Raw genomic sequence first — 24,327 nt, 5'->3', positions numbered from 1 at the left:
TCCGGGGGAACGAACGCAGTCAGGTCCGGCGGTGAGTCCGGCGCGGGCTCGGGGGAACGGATCGGCTGTCGTGGGTCGCGACGGTGTGGCGGGATGGCGCGGTCGGGCCGGGAGTGCGGGTGTCACCGGCCGGGCCTTGGTCCATCGGGCCGCCCCGCGGCCGCTCGGCGGGGCGCTGGGAGGAGCCAGGCCACGGCGAGGAGCACGGGGACGGAATCGGGAACATCAAGACTCGGTAAACCGAGGGTAATGAGAGCTTTGCACAGCGTCATTCGGAACGACAGTGAATAACCGCCTGATTCACCCCATTGGGTGGTGGCCGAACGAACGGGAATCTGCTGGTGGCGGGCCTGTCGGGAACGCGCGCGGGCCGCGGTCCCCGTGCGGGGGACCGCGGCCCGTGGTGGGTGCGGCGGGGCTGCGGCTCAGACCGCCGCGCCGGCGGCGGTGGGCTCGCCGGCCAGGGCTGGCCCGCCGCCGAGCACGAAGTCCGGGTCGACCTGGGCGGCGAGGTCGGTGCCGACCTTGGCGTTGGCCCAGCTCTCGGCGTTGCGCAGGTGGAAGAGGACGGCCTGCTCGGTGTACCGGTGCGGGTCCCGCAGACCGTACGCGGCGTCGGCGGCCGAGTGCAGCTCGTCCAGCGCGGTGCGGTTGGCCGGTTCGAGGGCGTGCAGCGGCGGCTGGGCGCCCTGCTCCAGACGGCGCACCCAGTCCGACTGCCCGAAGGCGGTCAGCAGGTCCTCGCCGACCTCGCGGCGGAGGAAGTCCAGGTCGTCCGGACCCTGCACCTTGTTGCCGACGACCCGCAGCCGCACGCCGAAGTCGCGCGCGTAGTCCCGGTACTGGCGGTACACCGAGACGCCCTTGCGGGTGGGCTCGGCGACCAGGAAGGTGAGGTCGAAGCGGGTGAACAGGCCCGAGGCGAAGGAGTCGGAGCCGGCCGTCATGTCGGTCACCACGTACTCCTCCCGGCCGTCGACCAGGTGGTTGAGCAGCAGCTCGACCGCGCCGACCTTGGAGTGGTAGCAGGCGACGCCGAGGTCCTCCTCGGTGAACGCGCCGGTCGCCAGCAGCCGCACCGAGCCCTCGTCGAGCGCGACCGGGCGGGCGCAGGCCGTGTAGACCGGGTTCTCCTCGACGATCCGCAGCAGCCGCGACCCCCGGCCCGGCGGGGTGGTCTTGATCATCTCCTCGGCGGAGCGGATCAGCGGGTTGCTGCCGCGCAGGTACTCCTTGATCTCGGGAAGCCGGGCCCCGAGCGCGGGCAGCGCGGCGGCCTGCTCGTCCGTCAGGCCGAGGGCCGGGCCGAGGTGCTGGTTGATGTCGGCGTCGACGGCGAGGACCGGACGGCCCGCGGCGGCCAGATGGCGGATGAACAGCGCGGACAGCGTGGTCTTGCCGCTGCCGCCCTTGCCGACGAAGGCGATCTTCATCTGGGACTCCGGCTCTCGCTCCTGGGCCCGCCGCGGTCGCGGCTGAGCGCCGCGGCGAGGACGACGATCCCACGAGGTGGAAATCGTTATCGTCTTCGACAGCGGCCATGCTATCGGGGGTTTCGGGTCATGGGCCGGCGGGAAGTGAGGATTGCCTCTAACGGGTGATGTGAGGTTGCTGTTCCGGCCGGGGCGCCCGGGTCATTACTCTCGGGTAGGTGAGCACTGGAACAGATCCCCTCGCCCCGTTGGCCCAGCTCCCCGGAGTGCCGGACGCGGTGGCCGAGGTGCGCAAGGCCGTCGACCGCCTCTACGGCCACCGGGTGATGCGCCGCCGCGCGGCCGAGGTCACCTCCGAGGCCGCCCTGCGCGGCGCCCGCGCCTCGGCGGCGCTGGCCGGGGCCGACTGGCCGCTGGAGGAGGTCCGGCGGCGCAGCGACTTCGGTGCGGACCCCGAGGCCCGCACGGTCGGCGCCGCGCTGCGGGTCGCCGCCGAGGCCGGCCAGCTGCTGAGCGTGTGGCGGCACTCGCCGCTGCAGGTGCTGGCCCGGCTGCACCTGCTGGCGGTCGGCGACACGGATCCCGCGGCGGGCCGTCCGCGCCAGGGGAGTGAGGGCGCCGACGACCCGTTCCCGCTGGAGCTGAAGGCGGTGGAGGGCGTCGCGGCGGACCACGCCCCCGGCGGCGGGCCGGCCGGCGCGCTCGCGGACGGTCCGGTGCCGGCGCTGCCCGCGGCGCCCGGCCCGGAGGAGGTCGCCTCCCGGCTCGACCAGCTCTCGCGGCTGCTGGTGGCCCGGGCGGAGGGCCAGGGCGTCGGCACGCCGGCCCTGGTGGTCGCCTCGGTGGTGCACGGCGAGCTGCTGGCGCTGCGGCCGTTCGGTGCGTACAACGGCCTGATCGCGCGGGCCGCCCAGCGGATCGTGCTGATCGCCGAGGGGCTCGACCCGAAGTCGATCTGCCCGGCCGAGGTCGGCCTGGTGGAGCTGGGCACCGACGCCTACCGGCGAGCCCTGGCCGGGTACCTGGCGGGGACGCCGGAGGGGCTGGCGGCCTGGATCGGCCACTGCGGCCGGGCGCTGCGGCTCGGGGTGCGGGAGAGCACGGCGGTGTGCGAGGCGATGCAGCGCGGCATGGTCTGAGCGTCCGAACGCCCCGCGCCGGCGGGACCTCGTCGGCGCGGGGCGGAGAACGAGATGCGGCGGCACCTGATCCTGCCAGGTGCCGCCGCTGGCACAGATGCCGGGTGACCATGCATGCACCGGAAGTGCCGATCAGACGGGGATCCTGCCCGTTCGTCTGGTCCGGCGGCCCGACAGCGGGTCGGCTGCATGTGGGTGCTCGGTCATCTGCACGGCGGTCCGTGGGGCCTGAACTGCGTTGTCGGTTTGACCTCTTCGGTCCTGACCGGGTCTCGCGGGCCGTGCTTCATTTGTATCGCGTTTCGGGCGAAAGGGGAACCCGAAAAGCGGCGTCTTCGGCTTTTTACCGTTTTGTCCAACGGTCGGTGGTCCCGGGTGCCCCGGGCGCCCGGTTCCCCGCTCCCCGTCGTCAGGCCGCCGGGCGGCGGCGCCGGGCCGCGTACCAGATGACCCCGGCCGTCAGCGCGGCCGTGCCGACCGCCACCGCCGTCAGCACCGAGCGGCTCGGGGCCGAGAATTCCGGGAGCCTGCGCCGGAGTTCCACCGGCTTGTCGAACACCAGCACCGGCCACTCGCGGGCCACCGCCTCCTTGCGCAGCGCCCGGTCCGGGTTGACCGCCGAGGGGTGGCCGACCGCCTCCAGCAGCGGCAGGTCGGTGGACGAGTCGCTGTAGGCGTAGCACGCGGCCAGGTCGTAGCCCTCGACCTCGGCCAACTCCCGGATCGCGGCGGCCTTGTTCTCGGCGTAGGCGTAGTAGTCGATCTCGCCGGTGTAGCAGCCGTCCTCGATCTTCAGCCTGGTCGCGATCACGTGGTCGGCGCCGAGCAGCGTGCCGATCGGCTCGACCACCTCGGAGCCGGAACTGCTGACGATGACCACGTCGCGGCCGGCCGCGTGGTGCTGCTCGATGAGAGAGGCGGCCTCGTCGTAGATGATCGGGTCAATCAGGTTGTGCAGGGTCTCGGCGACGATCTCGCGGACCTGCTGCACGTTCCAGCCCCGGGTGAGTGCGGAGAGGTACTCCCGCATCTTCTCCATCTGGTCGTGGTCCGCGCCGCCCGCCAGGAAGACGAACTGGGCGTACGCACTTCGCAGGACGGCCCGACGGTTGATCAGACCGCCCTGGTAGAACGGACGGCTGAACGCCAGGGCGCTCGACTTGGCGATGATCGTCTTGTCGAGGTCGAAGAAGGCGGCGGTGCGCGGCCCGGCCGGGCGCGGGCGCAGGGCCGGCGGACGGGCCTGCGACGGGCCGGAGCCGGCCGTTCCGGGCCGCGCGCCGGTCACGGGCGCCCCGTCGGGCCCGGGTGTCCCGTCGGCCGCGGCGGCTGCGGCGGTGGAGTCCGGGGACTCGTCGGCGTGCTCGTCGGCGTTCTCGGTGGTGTCCACGGGAACCGAGGATAGAGGGCGCCGCAAAACAGCCCGCCATTCGGCGTACTCGTGGGCGTGCGGGTTTGTGTTTCTGGCCGCTCGGGTACACCATGGAAGTCACGGATCGTTCGCGACCGTGCTAACCCGGTCCGGCTCCTCCCCCCCGAGTCGGGCCGTGGATAGACGACCCCCGCTCTCCCCCCCGGCGGGGGTCGTCGCACGTCCGGGGCCATTTTCAGGGCTTGAACGGCCCATGGCGGCGATCTGCCGGCCGGCCGCGGTGACGTCTACAGGGGGTGTCGGCGAACGGGGGCGGTCGCACCTTTTCGTCACTCTCCGTAGAGCATTCGTAGGGCATCGCTCATGGCCCGCTCCGGCTGGCGCTGCGTCGGGAATGCGGTCCGGACCTGCCCCGGGGAGCACGCGGGCCGCACGACGCTATCCGGCCGCGCCGGTATGGCGGTTCATCTCCGTGAGGCCGTTTCGTCAATTCTTTGTCCAATAGCCCCCCGTGTGGGTGAACGTTTTCGTCCACAGCCCATGAGTTGTCCACAGGGATTCGGAACCCGGCGCCCGGAATCCGGATCACCGTCCACCGTGATGTCCGGCAGCGCTCGCCGGGCCCGTACCGAGGTCCCGGCGAGCGGTTGCCGGAACGACCGGACACCAGGACGACAGGGGAGCCGCCATGACGAAGCCCGTCACCGACCACGCCACCGCCGGCGGGCCGCAACCCGCCGGGCCGCTCGTCCTCACCGGGGACGACGGCCTGGCCGAGCAGCTGCTGCGGATCTGCGCGGCGGCCGGCACCGAGCCGCGGCTGATCCGGCGCGCCCCGCCGCCGCGCGAGCTCTGGGAGAGCGCGTCGCTGGTCCTGGTCGGCGACGACCGGTCCGGGCAGTGCGCCGGGCTGCCCCGCAGACCCGGGGTGCTGCTGCTCGGGCTGGACCTCGACGACGCGGGCGTCTGGGTCAGGGCCGTCCAGCTCGGCGCGGAGCACGTGCTGTTCCTGCCCGATGCCGAGGCCTGGCTGCTCGACCGCGTCGCCGACGCGGCCGAGGGGGTCGGCGCCCCCGCGCGCACCGTCGCCGTGCTCGGCGGGCGGGGCGGCGCGGGCGCCTCCACCCTGGCCTGCGCGCTGGCGGTCACCGCCGCGCGCCGGGGCCTGCGCACCGTGCTCGTCGACGGCGACCCGCTCGGCGGCGGGCTCGACATCCTGCTCGGCGGCGAGACGACCGCCGGCCTGCGCTGGCCCGACCTCGCCGGCTCCCGGGGCCGGGTGAGCGGCGCCGAACTGGCCCGGGCGCTGCCCGCGCTCAAGCGGCTCGGCACGCTGTCCTGCCTGTCCTGGGACCGCAGCGACACCCTCGCGGTGCCTCCCGAGGCCATGCGCAGCGTCCTGGCCGCCGCGCGGCGCCGGGGCGGGCTGGTGGTGGTCGACGTGCCCCGGCGGCTGGATCCGGCGGCCGGGCAGGCGCTGGAGCAGTCCGACACGGCGCTGCTGGTGGTGCCGGCCGAACTGCGCGCAGTGGCGGCCGCCGACCGGGTGGCGGCGTCCGTGCGGATGCGGCTCGACGACGTGCGGGCGGTGGTGCGGCCGCCGGGGCCCCTCGGGCTCCCCGCACACCGGGTCGCCCGGGGGCTGCGGATGCAGCTCGCCGGGGTGCTGGAGCCGGAGCCCGGCCTGGCCGTCGACCTCGAACAGGGCGTGCCGCCCGGGATCCGGGAGGGCGGGCCGCTCGCCCGCTTCTGCGGCGCGTTCCTGGACGAGGTGCTGCCGCCGGTGCCGGCGGTCGAGGGAGGTGTCTCCTGATGGTGCGTCTGCGCAGGACCGCCGGCCCCGGGGCCGGCCGTGACGGAGACGGCCCGCGCGAGCGGCGGGCGCTGCGGAGCGTCCCGGGCCCCGGGGCCGCCCCGGCGGCCGGTTCCCGGACCGGACCGCCGCCCTACGGCCGGACGGCGCGGGAGGAGCGCGCCGCGGCCCTGGTCGACGCCGTCCGGCTGCGGCTGGCCGAGTCCGGGGCACCGCCCACCGCCGGCTCGGTGGCGACCGCCCTGCGCGCCGCCAGGCCGCCGCTCGGCGGTGACGACGTCCTCGACACGGTGCGCTCGCTCTGTGCCGAACTGGTGGGTGCGGGCCCGCTGGAGCGGCTGCTGGCGGCGCCCGACGTCACGGACGTCCTCGTCAACGGACCGGAGGAGATCTGGTTCGACCGGGGCGGTGGTCTGCGCCGGGCCGCCGGAGTCCGCTTCGCCGACCCGGAGGCGGTGCGCCGGCTGGCCCACCGCCTCGCCACGGCGGCCGGGCGGCGGCTCGACGACGCCCGGCCCTGGGTGGACGCCCGGCTGCCGGACGGCACGCGGTTGCACGCCGTCCTGCCGCCGATCGCGGCCGGGTGCACCCACATCTCGCTGCGGGTGTGCCGCCCCCGGCCGTTCAGCCTGGAGGAGCTGGTGAGCGGCGGGGCGCTCCCGCCGCGCGGCGGCGAGCTGCTGGCCGCCGTCGTGCGGGCCAGGCTCTCGCTGCTGGTCAGCGGGGGGACCGGCACGGGGAAGACCACCCTGCTCGCGGCGTTGCTCGGCCTGGTCGGTCCGGAGGAGCGGATCGTCGTCGCCGAGGACTCCGCCGAACTGCGGCCCGACCACCCCCACGTGGTGCGCCTGCAGGGCCGTCCGCCCAACCAGGAGGGGCTGGGCGAGCTCACCCTGCGGGACCTCGTCCGCCAGGCGCTGCGGATGCGGCCCGACCGGCTGGTGATCGGCGAGGTGCGCGGGCCGGAGGTGGCCGACCTGCTCGCCGCCCTCAACACCGGCCACGAGGGCGGCACCGGGACGGTCCACGCCAACACGGCGGCGGACGTGCCGGTCCGGCTGGAGGCGCTCGGCTCGCTGGCCGGGCTGGACCGCCCGGCCCTGCACAGCCAGCTCCGCGCCGCCCTCGACCTGGTGGTGCACCTGGTGCGGGAACCGGGCGGCGGGCGTCGGCGGGTCGCGGAGATCCACACCCTGGGCGGCGACCGGCACGGCCTCGCCGTCACCACTCCGGCGGTGCGGTTCACGGCGGACGGCGCCACCGTTCCGGGGCCCGGGTGGGAGCGGCTGGCCGGTCTGCTCGCCGCCCGCGGGGCGGCCGTCGAGGAGGGCGGCCCGTGACGGCGGGGCTGGCGGAGCTGGCGTTCGCGCTCCTGATGGGCGGTTGCGCGGCGGGTGCGCTGCTGCTGCTCCGGCCGGGCGGCGGACCGGGGCGACGAGGGGAGCGGAGCCGTGAGGGCGACGGCGAGGGAGGTGGCGTCCATGGCCGGTGACGAGGCGGCCGTGGTGTGGGTGCTGGTGCTCTGCGGGGCCGCGGTGGCGGCGTGGTGCGGGGTGCAGCGGCAGGCGGCGGGCCTGCGCCGGGCCGGGGCGGTGCTGGCGGACGGCTCCGGTGCCTGCGCTGTCGGTGCCGCCGGTGCCGCCGGTGCCGCCGGGGTCGAGGGCGGCGGTGCGGCGGCCGCGCTTGTGCGGTGGTCGGCCGGGCTCTGGCGGCCCGTCCGCGGCGCGCCCGAACTGCTGCTCCTGCCTGCGGGCTTGGCGGCCGGATGGGTGACGGGATCGCCCGTCCCGGTGCTGGCGGCCGTTCCCGCGGTCCTGCCGGTGCGGCGGTGGCGGCTGCGACGCGCGACGGCCCTGGAGGCGAGGCACCGGGCGGCGGCCGTGGTGGAGCTCTGCGCCGCGCTGGCGGGCGAGTTGCGCGGAGGGGCGGCGCCCGAGCAGGCACTGCACCTGGTGACCGCGCGGATCGCCGCCGATCCCGTGGCACTGGGCCGGGTCGGTGCCGAGCCGGTCGCCCGGCTCGCGGCGGGCCGGTACGGCGGGGACGTGCCCGCCGCGTTCCGGCTGCTCGCCGAACTGCCGGGCGGGAGCGGGGCGGCGGCGGTCGCCGCCTGCTGGGAGGTCTCCTGCGCCGGCGGGTCGGGACTGGCGGCCGGGCTGGACGGGGTGGCCGAGGCCCTGCGCGTGGAGGGGGCCCTGGCGGAGGAGATCGGCGCCGAGCTGGCGGCGCCGCGCACCACGGTCGCGATCCTCGCGGCCCTGCCGCTCGCCGGACTGCTGCTGGGCGCGGGACTCGGGGCCAGACCGCTGGAGGTGTTGCTCCACACGCCCGCCGGGCTCGCCGCCCTGGTGGCGGGCGCGGCCCTGGAGGCGGTGGGCCTGGTGTGGACCGGCCGCATCGTCCGGGCGGCCGGCGAAGGGGCCCTGGGCTCCTCCCGGGCGCGGGAGCCGGTGCGGGAGCCGACGGGGAGGCCGGTGCGGGAGAACTCGCCGCCCGGGGCGGAGTGGAGGTGCGGGATCAGCCGGATCCGCAGCCGGTCCGGCAGGCCTGACCGGGCGATCCGAGGAGAGGTGGGGTGCGGATGAGCGGGCTGGCGGGGTCGGCCTCGCTGGGGGTGCTGCTGGCCGCGCTGGCCGGCGCTCCGGCGCGGCGCCGATGGCGGGCGCGACGGCGGGCCGACGCTCTGCTGGGCACCGGGAGCCCGACCGGGCAGCGGAGGGCCGGACGGCGGACGGCGGCACGGGGGAGTCCCGTTCTCCCCGGCCGGGTCCGGCGGGCGGCGACCGCGGTGGCGGCCGGGCTCGGGGCGGCGGCCTTCGTCGGAGGACCGGGAGGTCTGGTGGCGGGCGGACTGCTCGCGCTCGGGCTGCACCGGTGGATGCCCCGGGCGAGGTCCCCGGCGGAGCGGCGGGCCGCGCTGGAGCAGGAGCGGCTGGTGCGGCAGCTGCCGTTCACCGCCGAGCTGTTGGCGGCCTGCCTGGGATCGGCGGCCTCGCCGGCCGAGGCCGTGGCGGCGGTCGGCGCGAGCGTGGACGCCCCGATGGGTCCGCGACTGCTGTCGACCGCGGCCGAACTCGCCCTCGGATCACCGCCGGAGGTCTGCTGGCGGCGACTCGGCGAGGAGCACCCGCCGTTGGCGCCGCTGGCCCGGTGCCTGGCCCGGACGAGCCTGAGCGGCGCTCCGGCGGCGGCAGCGCTCTCCGGGCTCGCGAGCGGCCGGCGGGCGGAAGCCGTCCGGACGGCGCACGTCCGGGTCCGCCGGGCCGGGGTGCTCGCGACGGCGCCGCTCGGGCTGTGCTTCCTCCCGGCGTTCGTCCTGGTCGGTGTCGCCCCGGTGGTCATGGGGCTCACCAGCCGCTTCTCGTCCGTGATGTGACGCACCACGGAACACGACTCGATGCAAGGAGGAACCCATGAACCTGGCGATCAGGAACGCGGCCGTCGCCGCTCCCGGGGCGCCGCAGTGGATCCGGACGGCGATCCGCACCGCGCTCCGGACGACGATCCGGCGAAGGAGCCGGTCCCGGGGCGGCCGGGACGCGGGGATGACCACCGCGGAGTACGCGGTCGGCACGCTCGGCGCGTGCGCCCTGGGGGCCGCGCTGTACAAGGTGGCGACCAGCGCGGCCGTGCTGGAAGCGCTGGCCGGCGCCCTGGACCGGGCGCTCCATGCGACCTGACCGGCCGTCGGGGCCGTCCCGGCGGCAGCAGCGGCGCGGCGGCGGGCGCGGTGACGGTGGGTTCGTCACCGCCGAGACCGCCGTCGCGCTTCCGGCGCTGGTGCTGCTGGGCGTGCTGCTGGTCTGGGCCGTGCTCGCGGCGGCCGCCCAGCTCCGTTGCGTCGACGCGGCGCGGGCGGGTGCCAGGGCGGCCGCGCGCGGCGAGCCGGATGCCGCCGGGGTGGCACGGGCGGCCGCCCCGGCCGGGGCGGCGGTCCTGGTCGACCTGGCGCCGGACACCGTCCGGGTCACCGTGGACGCGCCCTACGGGGCGCCGGGGCGGTTCGCGGAGGTGCTCGCGGTGCGGCTGAGCGCCACCGCCGTCGCGGCCAGGGAGGACACCCTGCGGGGAGCGGAGGGAGGTGCGGATCCATGGGTGGGTTGAGGCTGCGGGCGCGGGCGCGGCCGGCGCCGAGGCGGGCCGACACCGGGTCGGCGACGGTCTGGCTGCTGGCCTTCGTGCTGCTCGGCTGCCTGGCCTGCACGGCGGCGCTCTCGGTGGGCGCGGTGGTCGGCGCCCGGCACCGGGCGGAGTCCGCCGCCGACCTGGCGGCGCTCGCGGCGGCCGACCGGCTGCTGCTGGACGCGGACGGCGGCTGCCGCCGGGCCGAGGCCGTCGCGGCCGCGCAGGCGGCCACCATGGTCGCCTGTGCGGTGGACCGGGAGGAGGACGCCGTCGAGGTGGTGGCGCAGGTGCCCGTCACCGGGCTGCCGCCGCGCCTGCCGGTCGGTCCGGCCCTGGGGCGGGCCAGGGCCGGACCGGTCAGGGCGCCGGTGGCCCCGACCGACGAGGACGCTCGGGCCGCGCTGGGCGGGCCCGGGCCGGTCGGGGGCGGCTCATGAGGTTCCCGGCGAGTCCCCGTCGGTGGGCGCCTGCGGCCCCCGCTCCGCCGCCCGGGCCACCGCGTCGGCGCCGTCGGCCGCCTCGGCTGCTGCCTGGGCCGCCTCCGTCGGGTCCGCCGCGTGCGTCGGCATTGTGGCCGGCCCGTCGGATCGGTCCGGTCCAGCCGGTCCAGCCGGTCCAGCCAGTCCGTCCGGTCCGTCCGGTCCGTCCGGACCGTCGTCTCCGGCCCGCTCGGACCGCTCGGACCGTTCTGACCGCTCCGACGGTGCGGCCGGTGCGGACCGTCCGGTTGCTCCGTCCCGGCCGGTCCCCGCGGCGGCCGCGGGAGCGCCGGCGAGCAGCACGTCCAGCAGCCGGACCGCCGCCGCCTTGTCCAGCGGGTCGTTGCCGTTGCCGCACTTGGGCGACTGCACGCAGGACGGGCAGCCGCGCTCGCACTCGCAGACGGCGATCGCCTCCCGGGTGGCGGTCAGCCACTGCACGGCCCGCTGGAAGCCGCGTTCGGCGAAGCCGGCCCCGCCGGGGTGGCCGTCGTAGACGAACACGGTGGGCAGCCCGGTGTCGGGGTGCAGCGGCACCGAGACACCGCCGATGTCCCAGCGGTCACAGGTGGCGAAGAGCGGGAGCAGGCCGATCGAGGCGTGTTCGGCGGCGTGGGCGGCACCGGGCAGCTGGTCGGGCGGGATGTCGGCGTCGAGCAGCTGGTCCTCGGTGACCGACCACCACACGGCCCGGGTGCGCAGGGTCCGGGGCGGCAGGTCGAGCTTGCTCTCGCCCATGATCTCGCCGGTGGAGATCCGCTTGCGGAGGTAGCCGACCACCTGGTTGACCACCTCCACCGAACCGAAACTGAGCCGGCCCTCGCCCCAGTCGACGGTGGTGTCGGTGGAGAGCACGGAGACGGAGGTGATGTCCCTGGCGGCGGTGGTGTAGGGCGGGTCGGCGGGCTCGACCAGGGCGACCGAGCTGTCCAGGTCGAAGTCCCGGACGAGGTAGGTGCGCCCCCGGTGGAGGTGAACGGCCCCGGTGTGCACGGTGGTGTGGGCGGCGGAGGCGTCCACCGTGCCGAGCAGCCGGCCGGTCGGCGCCTCGACGATCTGCACCGGGCTGCCGCCGCTGCCCCGCAGGTCGACGGCGTCGGCGGCCCGTTCACGGCGGGTCCAGTACCAGGACTCGCCGCGTCGGCGGAGCAGCCCGCGCTTCTCCAGCACCGGCAGCAGCGGCGCGGCCGAGGGGCCGAACAGTTCGAGGTCCGGATCGGTGAGCGGCAGCTCGGCGGCCGCCGCGCACAGGTGCGGGGCGAGCACGTGCGGGTTGTCCGGGTCGAGCACGGTGGCCTCGACCGGGGTGGCGAACAGGGCTTCCGGGTGGTGCACCAGATAGGTGTCCAGCGGGTCGTCCCGGGCGATCAGTACGGCGAGCGCGCCCTGGGCCTCGCGCCCGGCCCGGCCGGCCTGCTGCCAGAGCGAGGCCCGGGTGCCCGGGTAGCCGGCCATCAGGACGGCGTCCAGGCCGGAGATGTCGACGCCGAGTTCGAGGGCGGAGGTGGAGGCGAGGCCGAGCAGCCGGCCTGACTGCAGGTCGCGCTCCAGGGCCCGGCGCTCGTCGGCGAGGTAGCCGCCGCGGTAGGCGGCGACCCGGTCGGCGAGCGGGCGGGGGAGCTGGTCCTGGGTCTGCAGCGCGACGAGCTCGGCGGCGCGCCGGGAGCGGACGAAGACGACCGTGCGGGTCTCCCGTTCGACCAGGTCGGTCAGCAGGTGGGCGGCCTCGGCGGTGGCGGTCCGGCGGACGGGCGCGCCGTGTTCGCCGACGTTCTCGGTGAGCGGGGGCTCCCAGAGCCCGAAGACCATCGGGCCGCGCGGGGAGGCGTCCTCGGAGACCGCCTCGGCGGGCAGGCCGGTGAGGCGCCGGGCGGTGACGGCGGGGTCGGCAGTGGTGGCGGAGGCGAGCAGGAAGACGGGCGAGGAGCCGTAGCGGGCGCAGATCCGCCGCAGCCGGCGCAGCACCTGGGCCACGTGGGAGCCGAAGACGCCGCGGTAGCCGTGGCACTCGTCGACCACGACGTAGCGCAGGGTCTTGAGGAAGGAGGACCAGCGGGCGTGCGCGGGCAGAATGCCGCGGTGCAGCATGTCCGGATTGGTGAGGACGTAGGACGCGTACTGGCGGACCCACTCGCGTTCCTCGGGCGGGGTGTCGCCGTCGTAGAGGGCGGCCCGCACGCGGGGCGGGGCGAGTTCCGCGGCCCGGCGGCGCTGGTCGGCGGCGAGCGCCTTGGTCGGGGCGAGGTAGAGCGCGGTGGCGCCCCGGCCGTTGGGCGCCTCGGTGCCGTCCAGCAGGTCGGAGAGCACCGGCCCCAGGTAGCCGAGGGACTTGCCCGAGGCGGTTCCTGTGGCGATCACCACAGATTGACCGGATTTGGCCAGGTTCATCGCCTCCGTCTGGTGGGCCCAGGGCCGGCGGACACCCATGGCCTGGGCGGATGCGGTGATCTCGGGCCGGATCCAGTCGGGCCACGGTGCATAACGGGCGGGCCGGGCGGGAAGGTGCTCCGTATGGGTGAGCCGGTCCGACCGCCCTCGGGTGGTGGACAGGGTCGTGAGCAGTGCCTCGGGCAGGCTGTGACGCGGCGGCATGGGGACCCAGTGTGTCACCGGCGTGACGGAGAATCGTCCTAAGCCATCGTGCGGGCATGGTCGCAGGTGGTTGAATGTGGCCGTGACGGCCGTACGGCCGGGGGTCGCAGCGCTGAGGCTCGCCACGCACTGGCTGGGTGTGCCCGGGGTTCGCGACCATGCGGTGACGGCCGTCCGGCCGGGGATCGCAATGACGTAGCAAGGCAAGGTGCTGGAGGTTCCGTGGACCTGTCCCTGTCGACCCGTACAGTCGGCGACCGCACGGTCGTCGAGGTTGGCGGCGAGATCGATGTGTACACCGCCCCCAAGCTGCGCGAGCAGCTGGTCGAGCTCGTCAACGACGGCAGCTACCACCTCGTCGTCGACATGGAGGGCGTGGACTTCCTGGACTCCACGGGCCTCGGCGTGCTGGTGGGCGGTCTGAAGCGGGTGCGTGCCCACGAGGGCTCGCTGCGCCTGGTGTGCAACCAGGAGCGCATTCTGAAGATCTTCCGGATCACGGGTCTGACCAAGGTCTTCCCGATCCACAACTCGGTGGACGACGCGGTCCAGGCCACCGACTGATCCGCAGGACGGACTGATCCGGCCGGGTCGGCCTCTGAGGGCCGGCCCGCCCGATCCCTGTGCGTCCGGGAGCCGGGGCCCCGTGCCCCGGCCCGTCCGGCCGCCCCAGGGCCGGCCGACACCAACCCGCAGGGGCCGTGAGCCCGGCCCCGGTCGGAGCACCCCGAGGGGGAAGAGATGGCAACCGTCGAACTTCGATTCAGCGCGCTCCCCGAGCACGTGCGGACGGCCCGGCTGGTGGCCGCGGCAGTCGCCAGACGAGCCGGGGTCGACGAGTCGGTGCTCGACGAGGTGCGGCTCGCCGTGGGCGAGGCGTGCTCCCGCGCGGTCGGCCTGCACCGGCGCGGGGACGTCAAGGGCGCGGTGCGCGTCGCCCTGATCGACCAGCAGAAGCGTTTCCTCATCGAAGTCGAGGACGAGGCGGGTCTCGACACCGTCCCGAGCGCCGGCACGGCGGACGGCGCCGAGCCGGACGAGGACGCCCTCGGCCTCGCGGTGCTCACCGGCCTGGTCGAGGACCTGGAGGTCACCGCCGGTGCCGGCGGCGGACTGATCCGGATGAGCTGGCCCGCCTCGGTGGACGCCCTCGCGCTCTGAGCGGCGGCACCCGACGCGGCCCGGTGCGGCCCGGCGCCGGGCGGCGGGAGGAGGTCCGGGCGGGAACCGGGAGTCGGACAGCGGCCGTGTAGGTTCGCAGTTCGACGACCGAAACCGAAAGGGCTTCTCCCGGTGAACAAGCGACTGCTGGCCGTACCCGTGCTCGGGGCGCTGCTCGCGTTCGGCGCCGTCGGCTGCGGCGACGACAACAGCAAGCAGCTGGAGTCCTGGGCGGCGAACGTGTGCGGCGCGGCCAAGGACCCGATCGCCCAGGCGCAGACCGCGCTGGCGGACACCGCGGAGGTGAAGGCCGGGGAGGTTCCGGCCGACCTCCAGAAGCGCCTCTCGGCGGACATCGGCCGGCTGGCCAAGACCAACCAGGACATCGCCGCGGCCATCGACGGGGCCGGTGCCCCCAAGGTGGACGACGGCGCGACCCTGCAGAAGGACACCGTCGCCGAGCTCAACAAGGCGGCCGACGGTTACCTCGACATCCAGAAGAAGCTGGACGCGCTCGCCAACGACGACCAGTCGAAGTTCGCCGACGGGCTGCGCAGCGTGGGCGACCAGATCCGCCAGCTGTCCGCGCTCTCCACCCAGGCCCAGAGCAAGCTGCAGCGCGGCGACCTGGGCGCGGCGATGGCCAAGCAGGAGGGGTGCAAGCCGGGGTCGGCGGCTGCCGCTCCGACGGCCGGCTCGACCGGCACTGCGGCGGCCACGCCGACGGACGCGGCCTCCGGCGCGCCCACGGAGACCCCCTCGGCGGGCGCCACCGACGGCGCGGGCCCGGCGGCGGGCGCCCCCGCCCCCTCGGCGGGCTGACCGGCCGCACCCCACCGGACGCCCGCACCTGAACGCCCGAGCACCCGCACGTCGAGCACCGCGCACCCGGGCACCCGTACCCCCCGCCCCCGCGCCCCCTCGGCCGCCGGCCGAGGGGGTCGTCGGCGTGCGGCCGGGGAGGCGCGGGAACGTCGGGCACGGGGCACCGCCCGAGGGACAATGGCGGGGTGATCAGTAGCCCCGCTCTCGACCCGACCCGCCTCGCCAAACTGCGCGAGGCGCTGCTCGCCGCCTCGTACACCGCCGACGGCTGCCTGGACCTGCTCGGGCCCACCGGGTACGCGGCGCTGGCCCGCAGCGAGGCGGTGCCCGCGCTGCGCGCCACCCGCGGCGGCAGCCCGCTGGAGACGCTGGTGCGGCTCTTCCTGCTGCAGCAGCCCGTGCCGTACAAGGCGGCCGCCGCCGCGCTGCCGGTGGAGGACTGCCTGGCCGACGGCTGGCTGCGCCCGGACGGCGAACTGGTGCGCGCCACCGTGGACATCCGCCCCTACGCCAACGAGGTCGCCGGGCTGCCCGTTTCGGACGCCTGGGTGGTCTCCGACCTGGGCTGCGCGGTCGGCGGCGCGGGCGGGATCGGCTCCGGCGAGACCGCGCACGGCGTGGACCGCAAGGACCTGGTGCTCGGGGTGGGCGGCGCGTCCACCACGCTGGCCAACATCACGGTGCGCCGGCCGGTCCGCTCGGCGCTGGACCTCGGCTCCGGCTCCGGGGTCCAGGCGCTGCACGCCGCCCGGCACGCCCAGCGGGTGACCGCCACCGACCTCAACGCCCGGGCGCTGCGCTTCACCGAGCTCACCCTCGCGCTCTCCGGCTTCGACAACACGGAGACCGCCACCGGCAGCCTCTTCGAGCCGGTGGGGGAGCGGCGGTTCGACCTGATCGTCTCCAACCCGCCGTTCGTGATCTCCCCGGCCGGCCGGTTCACCTACCGCGACGGCGGGATGGCCGGGGACGACCTCTGCCGCAGCCTGGTCCGCTCGGCCGCCGCCCACCTGGAGCCGGGCGGCTACTGCCAGTTGCTGGCCAACTGGCAGCACGTCAGGGGCGAGGACTGGCACGACCGGCTGGCCGGCTGGGTGGCCGGCACCGGGCTGGACGCCTGGATCGTCCAGCGCGAGGTGCAGGACGTGGCCCAGTACGCGGAGCTCTGGCTGCGCGACGGCGGTGACCACCGCGGCCCCGGCGGCGACTACCGGGCGCGCTACGGCGAGTGGCTGGACGCCTTCGAGGCCGGCCGGGTCGAGGGCATCGGCTTCGGCTGGATCACCCTGCGCGCGAGCGGCGCCGAGCGGCCGACCGTCCGGGTGGAGGAGTGGCCGCACCCGGTGGAGCAGCCGCTCGGCCCGCACATCGAGGAGTGGTTCGACCGGCAGGACTTCCTGCGCACCCACGACGACGCGGGTCTGCTGGCGGCGCGGTACGTGCTGGCCGACGAGGTGGTCCAGGAGCAGGTGGGCGCGCCGGGGGCGGAGGACCCGGAGCACGTGATCCTGCGGCACAACCGCGGTATGCGCCGGGCCACCAAGGTGGACACGGTGGGTGCCGGCTTCGTCGGCGTCTGCGACGGGACGCTGTCGGCGGGCGAGATCGTCGACGCGATCGCCCAACTGCTCGGCGAGGACCGGGTGGTGCTGCGGGACCGGACGCCGGAGACGCTGCGGCTGCTCACGGAGCAGGGGTTCATCCGCCCGGTGGTCTGAGCCGGTCGTCCGGGCCCCGGCGGTCCGGGAGCCGGCGAGCCCCGGCGATCTGAGTTCCGACGGTCCGAGACCCGACGGCCGGAGCCCCGGAGTCCAGGAGGACCCGGTCCGGTTCACGTTCCGGCTTCCCCCGGTTCGTCGGCCGTTCGCCGAGTCTCTGCCTCTCGTTGGCCCCGGGCTGTGAAGCTCTGTCCACAGGCTGTGGACAGAGCTGGGGGCGGTTGGGGTGGACACGACGACGGCGACGGCGGGGGGCGCGGTACTCGCTCTCTTCGGCGGCGCACTTCTGCTCTGGTGCGCCGCCGAAGTGCGCCTGCGCCACCGCGTGCGCCGCCGAGGCCGGCCGGCCGTCGCGACCGTGGTCGCGGAGTCCGACGCGCACGGCGAGCTCGACAGCGCACCCTTGCTCTCCTTCGCCACCGAGCACACGGCCGTCGGAACGCCCGGCGCCGGGGCCCTGGCCGTGGAGGCGTGCGAGCTGGTGCTGACCCGTCCGCGCGGCCACACCCCGCTGCGTCGCCCGCCCCGGCTCGTACCGGGCACCTCCGTCCGGATCGCCTACGACCCCCGCCGCCCCGGCCTGGCGGTGCTCGCACCGGAGGAGTCCGGCCCGCGGACCGTCGTCGCCGACCTGCTGTGGACGGCGCTCGGCCTCGGCTGCCTGGGCGCCGGGGCGCTCCTGCTGCTCGTCGCCCGGTAGCCGCCCACCCCCCTCGCCCCCGCCCCCTCGCCCCCGTCCGCCTCGCCTCGCCCCGGCTGCGCCGCCCGCCCCGCCTCGCCCTGGCGTCGGCCCGTCCCGCCCCGGCCGCATCCGGGCCGGATATTCCGTTGACAGATTTTGAAATCCGTCATTCCATCCTTCGAAACCCGCCGAAGCCCCCCTCCGCAGGGCGCGATCCGTCGCCGTCGGGTTACCGTTCGAGTGGCGTCGGTCGGCCTTGCCGGTGAAATCGCGGGATCCGTCCGTTTGACAAGGGTGGCCGGGGTACGGTCACACTCCGCTGGTGGGGTCGTCGTACAGCGGCAGCCCCGGGACGGTGGAGGGGTCGGGCGGAGCGCAGCCCGTGCTGCCAGCGCCGACCAGCTCACGTAACGACCGGGAGAGAAGAGCGAAGGTGTCCCCGAGCAGCGAGACCGCGCACGGACAGCGACTCGTCATTGTCGAGTCGCCGGCCAAGGCGAAGACGATCAAGGGCTACCTTGGCCCCGGCTACATCGTCGAGGCGAGCGTCGGGCACATTCGCGACCTGCCGAGCACGGCGGCCGAGGTCCCGGACAAGTACACCGGCGAGGTGCGCCGCCTCGGGGTGGACGTGGACCACGACTTCGCTCCGATCTACGTGGTCAACGCGGACAAGAAGTCCCAGGTCAGCAAGTTGAAGTCGCTCCTCGCGGAGTCCGACGAGCTCTTCCTCGCCACCGATGAGGACCGCGAGGGCGAGGCCATCGCGTGGCACCTGCAGCAGGTGCTCAAGCCCAAGGTGCCGGTGCACCGCATGGTGTTCCACGAGATCACCAAGACCGCCATCCAGGAGGCGGTGGCCAACCCGCGCCAGCTGAACCAGCGTCTGGTCGACGCCCAGGAGACCCGCCGCATCCTCGACCGCCTCTACGGCTTCGAGGTCTCGCCGGTGCTCTGGAAGAAGGTCATGCCGAAGCTGTCGGCCGGCCGCGTCCAGTCGGTCGCGACCCGGCTGGTGGTCGAGCGCGAGCGCGAGCGGATGGCGTTCCGCTCGGCCTCGTACTGGGACCTGGTCGGCACCTTCGGCACCGGCCGCACCCCGGCCGACGCGGCCAACCCGGAGAGCTTCGGCGCCCGGCTGATCGCCGTCGACGGCAGGCGGATCGCCAGCGGCCGCGACTTCGGCCAGGACGGCCGGCTCAAGGCGGGCAGCGCCAACACCCTGCACCTGGACGAGCAGGCCGCCCGCGCGCTGGCCGCCGCCCTGGAGCAGACCGCGTTCTCGGTGCGCGGCGTCGAGTCCAAGCCCTACCGCCGCTCGCCGTACGCGCCGTTCCGCACCACCACCCTCCAGCAGGAGGCCAGCCGCAAGCTGGGCTTCGGCGCCAAGCGGACCATGCAGGTGGCCCAGAAGCTGTACGAGAACGGCTTCATCACCTATATGCGCACCGACTCCACCACGCTGTCGGACACCGCCGTGGCCGCCGCCCGCGCGCAGGTCACCCAGCTGTACGGCGCCGACTACCTGCCGGACGCGCCGCGCACCTACGCCTCCAAGGTGAAGAACGCGCAGGAGGCGCACGAGGCGGTCCGCCCGTCCGGCGACCGCTTCCGCACCCCCGCCGAGACCGGCCTGAGCGGCGACGACTTCAAGCTCTACGAGCTGATCTGGATGCGCACCGTCGCCTCCCAGATGAAGGACGCGGTCGGCCAGTCGGTCACCGTCAAGGTGGGCGGCCGGGCCGCCGACGGCCGGGACGTCGAGTTCTCCGCCTCCGGCAAGATCATCACCTTCCACGGCTTCCTCAAGGCCTACGTCGAGGGCGCCGACGACCCGAACGCCGAGCTGGACGACCGCGAGCGCCGGCTGCCGCAGGTCGCCCAGGGCGACCCGCTGGCCGCCGAGCAGCTCACCCCCGAGGGCCACGCCACCAAGCCGCCGGCCCGCTACACCGAGGCCTCGCTGGTCAAGGAGCTGGAGGACCGGGAGATCGGCCGCCCCTCCACCTACGCCTCGATCATCGATACCATCATCGGCCGCCGGTACGTCTTCAAGAAGGGGACGGCGCTGGTGCCGTCGTTCCTCTCCTTCGCCGTGGTCAACCTGCTGGAGAAGCACTTCGGCCGGCTGGTCGACTACGACTTCACCGCGAAGATGGAGGACGACCTCGACCGGATCGCGGCTGGCGAGGCGCAGTCCGTGCCGTGGCTGAAGCGCTTCTACTTCGGCGAGGGCGCCGGCGAGGGCGCGGCCGCGGGCGGCGCCGCCGAGGCCGGCAACGGCGACGGCGACCACCTGGGCGGCCTGAAGGAGCTGGTCACCGACCTCGGCGCGATCGACGCCCGGGAGATCAGCTCGTTCCGGGTCAGCGACGACATCACCCTGCGGGTCGGCCGCTACGGCCCGTACGTGGAGCGTGCCTCCGAGGTCGAGGGCGAGCCCGGCCAGCGTGCCGACATCCCGGACGAGCTGCCGCCGGACGAGCTGACCGTCGAGCTGGCCGAGGAGCTGCTGGCCCGCCCCAGCGGCGACTACGAGCTCGGCGCGGACCCGGTCAGCGGCAACATGCTGGTCGCCAAGGACGGCCGCTACGGCCCGTACGTCACCGAGATCCTGCCCGAGGGCACGCCCAAGACCGGCAAGAACGCGGTCAAGCCGCGCACCGCCTCCCTCTTCAAGACGATGTCGCTGGACACCGTCACGCTGGAGGACGCGCTGAAGCTGCTCTCGCTGCCGCGCGTGGTCGGCGTCGACCCGGAGGGCGTGGAGATCACCGCGCAGAACGGCCGCTACGGCCCGTACCTCAAGCGCGGCACCGACTCCCGTTCGCTCACCAGCGAGGACCAGCTGTTCACGGTCACGCTGGAGGAGGCGCTGGCGATCTACGCGCAGCCCAAGCAGCGCGGCCGGGCCGCCGCCGCGCCGCCGCTCAAGGAGCTGGGCACCGACCCGGTCAGCGAGCGTCCGGTGGTGGTCAAGGACGGCCGGTTCGGGCCGTACGTGACCGACGGCGAGACCAACGCCACGCTCCGCAAGGACGACGCGGTCGAGACCATCACCCCCGAGCGCGGCTACGAGCTGCTCGCCGAGAAGCGGGCGCGCGGGCCGGTGAAGAAGACGGCGAAGAAGGCTCCCGCCAAGAAGGCCGCGGCCAAGAAGACCACGGCCAAGACCGCCGCCAAGAAGACCACCACGGCGGCCAAGACGGCGGCGAAGAAGACCACCACGAAGAAGGCCGCCACCAAGACGGCGGCGGCCAAGAAGACCACGGCCAAGACCGCGGCGAGCAAGACCACCGCCACCGACGAGGGCTGACCCCCGGTCGGTCGCACCCGGGCCCGCGTCCGCTCCGGCGGCGCGGGCCCGGACCGTTTCCCCCGCCGGTCCCCGCCGGTGCCCCGGCCGCCCCCGCCCGTCCCCGGCCGGGCCCGGGGACCGGCGTGACAGGGTCGTGCGCGGATCGTCACAACCCGGTGGCGAGGTCCTTCCGGAGCCGCGCTCCCCTCTTTTGCGCCGTGCCCCGACCGCTACGCTGACCGTATGACGAGCGAGGAGCAGCCCACCCCCAGCGCCGCGGCGGCCGCCGGCACCGGCACGCCCGACCGGCCGGAGACCGCGCCCGCCGGAACCGCCGGCGAGCGGATCCGGGCGCTGCTGCGGCTGCGCCCCTTCCGGCGGCTGTGGATCACCCAGCTGATCGGCGGCACCGCCGACCGGCTCGGCCTGCTGGTGCTGCTCGTGCTCACCGTGGTCGCCGCCGTGCTCGGCCGCTCCTTCGGCGACCTGCCGCGCAGCCTCGCCTTCGCGGTCGCCGCCGTCCTCGCCACCCGGCTGGCCGCCACCGGACTGGTCGGCGCCGCCCTGCTCGGCCCGGTGCACGGCCTGCTCAACGGGAAGCTCGACCGGCGCTGGACGCTGTTCGGGGCCGACGCGCTGCGCGCCGTGCTGATCGGCGTCGCCCCCTGGTGGATCGTCTGGCTGGGCTCCGGTCAGGAGCCCTCCGGCGCCGCGACCTGGATCCTGCTCGCCACCGTCTTCCTGACCGGCGCCGCCGAACGGGTCTGGGCGATCGCCCGGGCCGCCGCCGTCCCGGGGCTGCTGCCGCCCGCCGACGTGTACGCCCCGGTGGCCGAGCGGCGCCCGTCCGCCGCCAACCTGGACACCGTCCGGACCCTGGACCACCGCACCGGCTGGGCCACCGTGCCGCTCGGCGCCGCCGCGCTGATCGCGCTGACGCTGCTCAACAACGTCTTCGCCGCCCTCGGCTCGGACTGGCTGCGCGCCCACCAGACCACCTTCGCCGCCCTCGGCGCGGCCGCCCTGTTCGCCGTCTCGGCCGCCCGGGTCCACCTCCAGGAGCTGCCCGGCGGCCCGGCCCGGGTGCAGCCGGTCCCGCCGCTGCGGGGCCTGCGCGCCCCGACCGACGCGTCCCCCGGACCCGCCCTCGCCAAGGGCCGCACCGGCTCCGCCCCCTACTTCACCTTCGCGGTCTCCGCCGGGTACGCCACGATGGCCGGCGTCGCCGCGCTGTCCCTGCTGACCGCCGTCGAGCACGGCGCCGGGCCGATCGGCTACGGCCTGCTGGCGCTGGCCGCCACTGGCGTCCCCGCGCTCGGGATCCGGCTCACCCGGGCCGTCCTGCCCGCGCTCTCCCGCCGCCGGCTGCTCGCGCTCGCCCTGATCACCGAGGGCGTCGCGCTGATCCTGGCCGGCCTGGTGGCGGACTTCGTGCTCGTTCTGCTGCTCACCGTGCTGGCCGCGCTGGCCGCCGGAGTGGTGATCTCCACCGGCCGCACCCTGCTCGCCCAGGAGGTCGAGGAGGTCCGGCTGCCCCGGGTCACCGAGCACCTGTACGCGGTGCTGCGGGTCGTCGTCGGCACCGCGCTGGTCGGCGTCCCGCTGATCGCCGCCGCCTACGGGGACGTCGAGTACGGCACGGCCGAGCCCGGCGCGTTCACCTTCATCCACGGCGGCGCGGCCCTCGCGGTCGCCACCGCCGGACTGCTCACCCTGGTGCTGGCCGCCGTCGTGCTGCTGCGCACCGACGACCGGCGCGGCACCGTCCCGTTCGGCCGCGACCTGGCGGACGCGGTGCGCGGCGCCACCGGCCCGGCCCCGCACCGGGCGGGCACCGGTTTCTTCCTCGCCCTGGAGGGCGGCGACGGCGCCGGCAAGTCCACCCAGGCGCAGGCGCTCGCCGAGTGGATCCGCGGCAAGGGCCACGAGGTGGTGCTCACCCGCGAGCCCGGCGGCAGCCCGGTCGGCCAGCGGCTGCGCGGGCTGGTCCTGGACGTCGGCAACACCGGCCTCTCGCACCGCGCCGAGGCCCTCATCTACGCGGCCGACCGGGCCGAGCACGTCGAGAACGTGATCCGCCCGGCGCTGGCCCGCGGCGCGGTGGTCATCACCGACCGGTACATGGACTCGTCCATCGCCTACCAGGGCGCCGGCCGCGACCTGGCCGCCACCGAGGTCGCCCGGATCTCCCGCTGGGCGACCGGCGGGCTGCTGCCCGACCTGACCGTCGTCCTGGACGTCGACCCGACCCGGGCCCGGGAGCGCTTCACCGAGGCGCTGGACCGGCTGGAGTCCGAGCCGACCGAGTTCCACCAGCGGGTCCGCTCCGGCTTCCTGGCGCTCGCCGCCGCCGATCCGGCGCGCTACCTCGTCGTCGACGGCAGCCAGGCGCCCGGTGTCGTCACCACCTCGATCCGCCACCGGCTCGACCGCGAGCTGCCGCTCTCCGAGCAGGAGAAGGCCGCCCGTGCCGAGCAGGAGCGCAAGGCGGCGGAGGAGGCGCGCCGCCGGGCCGAGGAGGAGGCCCGCAAGCGCGCCGAGGAGGAGGCCGCCGAGCGCAAGCGCCAGGAGGTGCTGGCACAGCTGCGGGCCGAGCAGGCGGAGAAGGAGCGGCTGGCCAAGGAGGAGGCCGAGCGGGCCGCCGCCGAGGCCGCGCGCAAGGCGGCCGAGGAGGCCCGGAAGAAGGCCGAGGAGGAGGCCCGCCGCCGCGCGGAGGAGGAAGCGAAGCGGCGCGCCGAGGAGGAGGCGCGCAAGGCGGCCGAGGAGGCCGAGCGCAAGCGGCTCGCCGAGGAGGCGGCCGCCCGGGCGGAGCTCCAGCGGCAGCGCGACCTGGCGCGCGAGGAGCAGCGGCGCCGGGCGGAGGAGGCGCTGCAGCGGGCCGAGGAGGCCAGGCTGGCGCAGGCCGCCGCGCTGGCGGCGGCTGCGGCGGCGGCCGCCGAGGCGGCGGAGCGCGCGGGTGCCGGGGCCGGGGCTGCGGCCGGGGCCGGGACGCCGGGTGGCGCGGGCGCGCCGGACGACGCGGCGACCACCGAACTGCGGGCCGTGCGGGACACCGGGGCGGCGGAGCCGCGGACCGGGCACGGCGACGACGTGACCCAGGAGCTCTCGCTGCGGGGCCGGGGCGCGGCGGACCTCACGGCGACCGCGAAGCTGCCGGTGGTGCCGGAGGGGCCGGCGGCCGACGAGACCGCGGTGCTGCCGCGGATCCCGGCGGAGGACGCCGACTCGACGGCCGTGCTGCCCCGGATCGAGCCGGGCGCCCCGGCCGGCCGCACGCCCCGGGACACCTGGCGGGACGGGTCGCCGGGCACCGGGCGGCCGGAGACCGAGGAGCGCCCGGTGGAGCGCACCCGTGAGCTTCCGGTGGTCGACCCGCAGCAGGACGGGCCCGCCGCCGATCAGCGGCCGCGCCCGGACTGGGCGGAGGAGACCCCGATGGACGACCTGCCGAGCCTGACCGACACGCTGCTCGGCTCGCGCGAGGAGTGGGCCCGCTGGGGCCAGGACGACCGTCCGGGTTCCGGCGGCGCCGACCGCGGGGGTGACGCCGGCGGCGCGGGCGGACCGGGTGCCCAGGGCGGCCAGGGCGGGCAGGGCGGGCAGGGCGACGGCAAGGGCAAGGGCCGCCGCTGGGGCCGCCGGAGCTGACGGCCGGCCTCCTGTCCCGGCTTCCCCTCCCGCCTCCCGCGT

The 24,327-nt window shown here is 75.8% G+C and carries 18 protein-coding genes; 15 read left to right on the top strand and 3 right to left on the bottom strand.

Annotated elements, in window-relative coordinates; translation table 11 throughout:
- Window positions 1-425 precede the first annotated feature (425 nt).
- Window positions 426-1,433: an ATP-binding protein gene (locus ACF1AK_RS06145; protein WP_391497575.1), complete on the bottom strand. Its 1,008-nt coding sequence runs from the start codon at window positions 1,431-1,433 to the stop codon at window positions 426-428.
- 218 nt (window positions 1,434-1,651) lie between these two features.
- On the opposite strand from ACF1AK_RS06145, the gene ACF1AK_RS06140 reads away from it, so the two are divergent.
- On the top strand, window positions 1,652-2,572 hold the full coding sequence (locus ACF1AK_RS06140) for an oxidoreductase (protein ID WP_391497574.1): 921 nt from the start codon (window positions 1,652-1,654) through the stop codon (window positions 2,570-2,572).
- 409 nt (window positions 2,573-2,981) lie between these two features.
- Here the strand turns inward: ACF1AK_RS06140 and ACF1AK_RS06135 are convergent, their stop codons facing one another.
- Window positions 2,982-3,800 (bottom strand): HAD family hydrolase, encoded by an 819-nt coding sequence (locus tag ACF1AK_RS06135; protein WP_391498030.1) that lies wholly within the window; start codon window positions 3,798-3,800, stop codon window positions 2,982-2,984.
- 832 nt (window positions 3,801-4,632) lie between these two features.
- Here ACF1AK_RS06135 and ssd point away from each other — a divergent pair.
- From ssd to ACF1AK_RS06100, 7 genes are all read left to right on the top strand, one after another.
- Entirely contained in the window at window positions 4,633-5,757 is a 1,125-nt protein-coding gene (ssd, locus tag ACF1AK_RS06130; RefSeq protein ID WP_391497573.1) for a septum site-determining protein Ssd, read from the top strand.
- A complete protein-coding gene (locus tag ACF1AK_RS06125; protein ID WP_391497572.1) occupies window positions 5,757-7,097 on the top strand; it encodes a TadA family conjugal transfer-associated ATPase in 1,341 nt (446 codons plus the stop codon). Before ssd ends, ACF1AK_RS06125 begins: the two co-directional genes overlap by 1 nt.
- Before the next feature lie 141 nt (window positions 7,098-7,238).
- A complete protein-coding gene (locus ACF1AK_RS06120) occupies window positions 7,239-8,342 on the top strand; it encodes a type II secretion system F family protein (protein ID WP_391497571.1) in 1,104 nt (367 codons plus the stop codon).
- The gene (locus tag ACF1AK_RS06115) at window positions 8,339-9,133 is read left to right on the top strand and encodes a type II secretion system F family protein (protein ID WP_391497570.1); all 795 of its coding nucleotides are present in this window, start codon (window positions 8,339-8,341) and stop codon (window positions 9,131-9,133) included. The genes ACF1AK_RS06120 and ACF1AK_RS06115 overlap by 4 nt, the downstream gene beginning before the upstream one ends.
- 37 nt (window positions 9,134-9,170) lie before the next feature.
- A complete protein-coding gene (locus ACF1AK_RS06110; protein WP_391497569.1) occupies window positions 9,171-9,437 on the top strand; it encodes a DUF4244 domain-containing protein in 267 nt (88 codons plus the stop codon).
- Complete coding sequence (locus ACF1AK_RS06105) at window positions 9,427-9,861, top strand: TadE family type IV pilus minor pilin (RefSeq protein WP_391497568.1); 435 nt, start codon at window positions 9,427-9,429, stop codon at window positions 9,859-9,861. The genes ACF1AK_RS06110 and ACF1AK_RS06105 overlap by 11 nt, the downstream gene beginning before the upstream one ends.
- Entirely contained in the window at window positions 9,849-10,319 is a 471-nt protein-coding gene (locus tag ACF1AK_RS06100) for an Rv3654c family TadE-like protein (RefSeq protein ID WP_391497567.1), read from the top strand. Before ACF1AK_RS06105 ends, ACF1AK_RS06100 begins: the two co-directional genes overlap by 13 nt.
- Here ACF1AK_RS06100 and ACF1AK_RS06095 read toward each other — a convergent pair.
- On the bottom strand, window positions 10,314-12,953 hold the full coding sequence (locus tag ACF1AK_RS06095; protein WP_391497566.1) for a DEAD/DEAH box helicase: 2,640 nt from the start codon (window positions 12,951-12,953) through the stop codon (window positions 10,314-10,316). The two genes, ACF1AK_RS06100 and ACF1AK_RS06095, sit on opposite strands and share 6 nt — an antisense overlap.
- 222 nt (window positions 12,954-13,175) lie before the next feature.
- Between ACF1AK_RS06095 and bldG the strand changes: the two genes are divergently transcribed.
- The 7 genes from bldG (at window position 13,176) to tmk (ending at window position 24,285) form a co-directional block, all read left to right on the top strand.
- On the top strand, window positions 13,176-13,517 hold the full coding sequence (gene bldG / locus ACF1AK_RS06090) for an anti-sigma factor antagonist BldG (RefSeq protein WP_344342978.1): 342 nt from the start codon (window positions 13,176-13,178) through the stop codon (window positions 13,515-13,517).
- 177 nt (window positions 13,518-13,694) lie between these two features.
- Entirely contained in the window at window positions 13,695-14,114 is a 420-nt protein-coding gene (locus tag ACF1AK_RS06085) for an ATP-binding protein (RefSeq protein ID WP_391497565.1), read from the top strand.
- Window positions 14,115-14,246: 132 nt separating this feature from the next.
- Complete coding sequence (locus ACF1AK_RS06080; RefSeq protein WP_391497564.1) at window positions 14,247-14,936, top strand: small secreted protein; 690 nt, start codon at window positions 14,247-14,249, stop codon at window positions 14,934-14,936.
- 188 nt (window positions 14,937-15,124) lie between these two features.
- Window positions 15,125-16,657: a methyltransferase gene (locus ACF1AK_RS06075; protein ID WP_391497563.1), complete on the top strand. Its 1,533-nt coding sequence runs from the start codon at window positions 15,125-15,127 to the stop codon at window positions 16,655-16,657.
- 226 nt (window positions 16,658-16,883) lie between these two features.
- On the top strand, window positions 16,884-17,357 hold the full coding sequence (locus ACF1AK_RS06070) for a DUF3592 domain-containing protein (protein ID WP_391497562.1): 474 nt from the start codon (window positions 16,884-16,886) through the stop codon (window positions 17,355-17,357).
- 415 nt (window positions 17,358-17,772) lie between these two features.
- Window positions 17,773-20,655 carry a type I DNA topoisomerase gene (topA, locus tag ACF1AK_RS06065; protein ID WP_391497561.1) on the top strand — a complete coding sequence of 961 codons (2,883 nt, stop codon included), beginning with the start codon at window positions 17,773-17,775 and terminating at the stop codon, window positions 20,653-20,655.
- Window positions 20,656-20,880: 225 nt separating this feature from the next.
- Window positions 20,881-24,285, top strand: coding sequence for a dTMP kinase (gene tmk, locus ACF1AK_RS06060; RefSeq protein WP_391497560.1), 3,405 nt, complete (start codon window positions 20,881-20,883; stop codon window positions 24,283-24,285).
- Window positions 24,286-24,327 lie beyond the last annotated feature (42 nt).

This window comes from Kitasatospora sp. NPDC015120 (genome assembly GCF_043080305.1).
GTDB lineage: Bacteria > Actinomycetota > Actinomycetes > Streptomycetales > Streptomycetaceae > Kitasatospora.
This window is presented reverse-complemented; position numbering and strand designations above follow the sequence as displayed.

Excerpts from the sequence above, each read along its gene's own strand:
- ACF1AK_RS06145 (WP_391497575.1), bottom strand. The coding sequence starts at position 1,433 with ATGAAGATCGCCTTCGTCGGCAAGGGCGGCAGCGGCAAGACCACGCTG.
- ssd (WP_391497573.1), top strand. The coding sequence starts at position 4,633 with ATGACGAAGCCCGTCACCGACCACGCCACCGCCGGCGGGCCGCAACCC.
- ACF1AK_RS06125 (WP_391497572.1), top strand. The coding sequence starts at position 5,757 with ATGGTGCGTCTGCGCAGGACCGCCGGCCCCGGGGCCGGCCGTGACGGA.
- ACF1AK_RS06120 (WP_391497571.1), top strand. The coding sequence starts at position 7,239 with ATGGCCGGTGACGAGGCGGCCGTGGTGTGGGTGCTGGTGCTCTGCGGG.
- ACF1AK_RS06115 (WP_391497570.1), top strand. The coding sequence starts at position 8,339 with ATGAGCGGGCTGGCGGGGTCGGCCTCGCTGGGGGTGCTGCTGGCCGCG.
- ACF1AK_RS06110 (WP_391497569.1), top strand. The coding sequence starts at position 9,171 with ATGAACCTGGCGATCAGGAACGCGGCCGTCGCCGCTCCCGGGGCGCCG.
- ACF1AK_RS06105 (WP_391497568.1), top strand. The coding sequence starts at position 9,427 with ATGCGACCTGACCGGCCGTCGGGGCCGTCCCGGCGGCAGCAGCGGCGC.
- ACF1AK_RS06100 (WP_391497567.1), top strand. The coding sequence starts at position 9,849 with ATGGGTGGGTTGAGGCTGCGGGCGCGGGCGCGGCCGGCGCCGAGGCGG.
- ACF1AK_RS06095 (WP_391497566.1), bottom strand. The coding sequence starts at position 12,953 with ATGCCGCCGCGTCACAGCCTGCCCGAGGCACTGCTCACGACCCTGTCC.
- ACF1AK_RS06085 (WP_391497565.1), top strand. The coding sequence starts at position 13,695 with ATGGCAACCGTCGAACTTCGATTCAGCGCGCTCCCCGAGCACGTGCGG.
- tmk (WP_391497560.1), top strand. The coding sequence starts at position 20,881 with ATGACGAGCGAGGAGCAGCCCACCCCCAGCGCCGCGGCGGCCGCCGGC.